This is a genomic window from Longimicrobium sp. (assembly GCF_036554565.1).
Taxonomy (GTDB): domain Bacteria; phylum Gemmatimonadota; class Gemmatimonadetes; order Longimicrobiales; family Longimicrobiaceae; genus Longimicrobium.
The window spans coordinates 1-4,407 of sequence record NZ_DATBNB010000201.1 but is presented as its reverse complement, the minus strand read 5'-3'; the positions used below and the strand labels follow the sequence as shown (position 1 = coordinate 4,407).

Below are 4,407 nucleotides of genomic sequence, written 5' to 3'. Positions count from 1 at the left end.
ACGAACGGCAGTTTCACGCATAGGACGCAGAGGAAAAATAGAGGACGCAGAGGACACACCGCGATGGTGCAGTTCTCTGCGTCCTCTCAGTCATCTCGGCGTCCTCTGCGTGAAACTCTTTGGGAAGTCAGATCACGCCTTCACGGTCTCCCACAACGCCGCGAGCCGCTCCGCGAGCGCGCGCTGGCGGATGCGCAGGTCCTCGATGGCCTCGGCGCGGCGGGCGCGCAGATAGAAGCGGCGCGCCTCGCCCCGGGCGCGGTTCCACATGTCGACCGTCCAGAGCGTTACCCAGGCCAGGACGGGGAGCACGACGAGCGCCGCGAGGCCGTACTTCCATCCCCAGCGCCACCAGACGGCCACCGCCAGGACGATGGTCCACACCGCGTGCAGCACCGCGCCCACGAGCGTCTTGAAGGTCGCGCGGATGTCCTGCGGCGGCCGGGCGCGCGCCTCCGCGAACCCCGTGGCGCGGTAGGGGATGTAGAAGATGATGATCCCCACGATGGCGATGGGGATCAGCGCGCGCAGCACGCCCAGCTGGCGCGCCACCCACTTGCCCGCCTCCACCTTTCCCACCGACGCCTTCAGTTCCACCGGCGTCATCCGCAGCACCCGCAGCGCCCGCGCGTGCGACGACACGGCGGACGCCACCTGCTCCCATCCGCCCCGCTCCTTCGACCGCAGGCGCGCCAGCCCGTCCGCCGTCTCGCGCAGCCGGGCGACGCGGGCCACGGGTGACGGGTCTACCGGGAACTCCGCCGCGTACACCGCCTCCGCCGTTTCCACCAGCGGCTGGTCTTCCCAGCGCTCCAGGTTCAGCGTCACCCGGTGCAGCGCCCGGTCGATTCGCTCCGTCAGCAGGTCCACCGCCTCGCGATCGTCCATGCCGCGGCCCGCCAGGTCGTCCCACTCCACCGGCTTGCCCACCATCACCAGCGCCTCGGAGCGGAACTGCTGCTTCTTGCGGAACGTCAGCCCCACGGCGACCACGGGGAACGATCCCCCCAGGATCGCCGCCGCGCCCAGGGCGATGCGCGCCGCGCCGGTCTTCAGCGGCACCAGCGACGGCTCGCTGTGGCTCACCCCCTCGGGAAAGATGCCCACCGCCGCCCCGTCGGCCAGCGCCTGGTGCACGGCGCGAAAGGTGTCTTCGTTCTTCCCCACCTCGGCGGGGTTGTCGGCGTGGCGGTAGACGGGGATGGCGCCCGACCCGCGCACCAGCCAGCCCACGGCGGCGTCCGTGAACAGCGGTGCCTTGGCCAGAAAGCGCACGGGGCGGCCGGCGACCGCCGCGACGGCGGCCGGGTCCACGAGTGAGTTGGGATGGTTGGCGACGATCAGCACCGGGCCCTCCGGCGGCACCTGCTTTCCCGCCACCGTCAGGCGGTAGAAGGTGCGGACGGCCAGCGACGACACCTGCGCGAGGAACGGAAGGAGCCACACGGCGGGAGTGCGGGGAAGGGGAGCGGATGGCGACACGAATCCGTGACGCAGCCCGTTCCAAATTATCGCGCGGACGGGTGCCGGCGGAAAGGGGTTTGCTGATAGATTGCCGCGATGACCGATCGCATTCCGTTCACGCCCACGCCCTTTCGCCCCGCCCGCTGGCTTCCCGGGGCCCACGCGCAGACCGTCGCCGGCCGCTTCATCCGCCCTCCGCACGGGGTTGCGTACCGCCGCGAGCGGGTGGAAACGCCCGACGGCGACTTCCTGGACCTGGACTTCGCCACGGTGGAGGGAGCGCCCGCCGCGGGGGACGATTCGCCGCTCTGCCTGGTGATCCACGGGTTGGAGGGGAGCAGCAACTCCTCGTACATGCTGGAAACCTGCCGCGCGCTGGCCGGCCAGGGCATCCGCTCCGTCGCCATGAACTTCCGCGGGTGCAGCGGCGAGCCCAACCGCGCACTGCGCTTCTACCACGCGGGAGAGACGGGCGACACGGCCTTTCTCCTGGATCTGCTGGCCGGGCGCTATCCCCGCGCCACGCTCCTGGGCGTCGGCTTTTCCCTCGGCGCGAACGTGCTGCTGAAGTACCTGGGCGAGCGCGGCGCCGGCTCGCGCATCCGCGCCGCGGCCGCCGTTTCCATCCCCTTCGACCTGGGCGCCGGCAGCGACAAGCTGGACCGGTCGTTCATGGGGCGCGTGTACGTGCGCCACTTCGTCCGCCGGCTGCGGGGAAAGTTTGCGGGCAAGCAGCACCTGATCGGCGACCGGCTGGACGCGGAGCGCATCCGCCGGGCGCGCAGCTTCCGCGAGTTCGACGACGCGGCCACCGCGCTGCTCCACGGTTTTCGCGATGCGGAGGACTACTACACGCGCTCCAGCTCGGCGGGGTACGTGGCACGGATTCGCGTTCCCACGCTGCTGGTGCACGCCACGGACGACCCGTTCGTGGACGAGCGCGCGATCCCCCACGCCGACATCGACGCCAACCCCTGCCTGTATACCGCCTTCACGCCGCACGGCGGACACGTGGGGTTCATCGCCGGCTCGCCACGTCGGCCCCGCTTCTGGGCAGAGGGCGAGGCCGCGCGGTTCCTTGCGGCGCAGGCCGGAACCGAACGTGCGTAATCAGATGGCGGAACACCGACACACCCGGAACATGACGGAGACGGAACGAATGACGGATATCCTGGACCCGGCGGATCCGCGGGCCACCTTCGGCCGCACGGTCGAAGAGCGGTTCTCGCATCGCCTTACGCTGAACGTGCCCTCGCGCGGCAATCCCAAGGTCGAACGGCTGATCGAGCGGCTGAACGCCGACGACGAAATGTACGCGCTGTGGCTGGCCGCGAACGTGAACGCCGTCGAGCGCCTGCAGATGACGGATCACGGGCCGGTGCACGTGAAGATCGTGATGAACCTGGCCAGCAAGCTGCTGCGCGTGGTGATGGCGGCCGGCGTTCAGCCCGGCGTCGTGGTGAACTATGGGATGACCCCCGAGGATGCCGAGGTGGTGGTGGTGCTCGCGTCGCTGCTTCACGACGCGGGAATGAGCATCCATCGCAAGGACCACGAGGAGTTCTCGCTCTTCGTAGCGCAGATGAAGCTTCGCGAGCTGCTGCCGGAGATCTATCCCCACCCCGGGACGGCCGCCATCGTTCGGTCGGAGGTGCTGCACGCCATCATCGGCCACCGCTCGGGCGGCAGCCCGCTGACGCTGGAGGCCGGCGTGGTGCGCGTGGCGGATGCGCTGGACATGGCCAAGGGCCGCTCGCGCATCTCCATGGGCATCGAGGGAACGATGAGCATCCACTCCATTTCCGCCGCCGCCATCGAGGCCGTTCACATCGAGGCGGGAGTGGAAAAACCCGTGCGCATCCGGGTGGAGATGAGCAACTCGGCCGGCATCTTTCAGCTGGACCAGCTCTTCCGCGAAAAGCTGAAGGGAAGCGGGCTGGAGCCCTACGTAGAGGTGGAGGCGCTGATCGAAGGGGAGGAAGAAAAGCGCCTGGTGCAGACCGCCTACCGGCTCTGACGGCGGGTCGCGGGCCGATGGATGGTTTCGGACGCAACTTCTTGCTGGTGCAAGCTTTGCAGAATGTCGTCGGCTCGCTTCACTGCCGTGGAACTATCGAACGAGATGCCGATTGATGGAACGTCGTGAGGCCGTTGCCCACTTCCGTGACGTGCTGGGCCGCGAGGGCGTGCGGCCGGCACTGCGCTATCTGAACAGCCTGGGTCCGCACCGGTTCACCGCCGTCTTCCGCTTCGAGGGCGGCACGCTGCGCAACCTGCACCTGATCGACCGCGACGACCCCACCGTCGAACGCTGCCCCGACCAGCCGGTGCTGGACTCGTACTGCATCTACGTGCGCGAGACGGCCCGCACCTTCATGACCGAGGATTCCGCCAACGACGAGCGCGTGGCCGGCCATCCCAAGCAGCCGGTGGTGCAGTCGTACTGCGGCGTGCCGCTGATGGAGGATGATGGCACGCTCTTCGGCACGATCTGCCACTTCGACTATCAGGCCGTGCCCTTCGGCGAGGACGAGGTGTACATGCTGGAAACGGTGGGGCCGATGCTGGTGAAGGCGGTGCACCGGACGGAGTGGCGCCCCACACCCGTCGCGGCCTGACAGTTCGTTTCGTGGCGAATGGGGTGCCGCTAACGCTGACGCTGGTGTCCGGCGGACAGACGGGGGTGGACCGGGCCGCGCTGGACGTGGCGATGGAGCGGGGGATGGCGGCTGGGGGATGGTGCCCCGCCGGCCGCTGGGCAGAGGACGGACCGATCCCGGCGGACTATCCGCTCCGCGAAACGCCGTCCACCGATCCGGCGCAGCGCACGGAGTGGAACGTGCGCGACTCGCATGGCACCCTGCTGCTGGTGACGGATGCCGCCAGCGCGGGGACGGAGCTGACGCGAGAGGCCGCCCAAAGATTCGGGCGGCCTCTTCTTTC

At 69.3% G+C, this 4,407-nt stretch carries 5 protein-coding genes; 4 read left to right on the top strand and 1 reads right to left on the bottom strand.

Going from position 1 to position 4,407, the window contains the following annotated elements; all coding sequences use genetic code 11:
• Positions 1–132: 132 nt before the first annotated feature.
• Positions 133–1,446 carry a 1-acyl-sn-glycerol-3-phosphate acyltransferase gene (locus VIB55_RS05440; protein WP_331875654.1) on the bottom strand — a complete coding sequence of 438 codons (1,314 nt, stop codon included), beginning with the start codon at positions 1,444–1,446 and terminating at the stop codon, positions 133–135.
• 114 nt (positions 1,447–1,560) lie between these two features.
• On the opposite strand from VIB55_RS05440, the gene VIB55_RS05435 reads away from it, so the two are divergent.
• From VIB55_RS05435 to VIB55_RS05420, 4 genes are all read left to right on the top strand, one after another.
• Positions 1,561–2,574 (top strand): hydrolase, encoded by a 1,014-nt coding sequence (locus VIB55_RS05435; protein WP_331875653.1) that lies wholly within the window; start codon positions 1,561–1,563, stop codon positions 2,572–2,574.
• Positions 2,575–2,623: 49 nt separating this feature from the next.
• The gene (locus tag VIB55_RS05430; RefSeq protein ID WP_331875652.1) at positions 2,624–3,481 is read left to right on the top strand and encodes an HD domain-containing protein; all 858 of its coding nucleotides are present in this window, start codon (positions 2,624–2,626) and stop codon (positions 3,479–3,481) included.
• Between the two features lie 115 nt (positions 3,482–3,596).
• The gene (locus VIB55_RS05425) at positions 3,597–4,082 is read left to right on the top strand and encodes a GAF domain-containing protein (protein ID WP_331875651.1); all 486 of its coding nucleotides are present in this window, start codon (positions 3,597–3,599) and stop codon (positions 4,080–4,082) included.
• Between the two features lie 23 nt (positions 4,083–4,105).
• On the top strand, positions 4,106–4,407 hold a 302-nt coding region (locus VIB55_RS05420), incomplete at its 3' end, for a putative molybdenum carrier protein (RefSeq protein WP_331875650.1).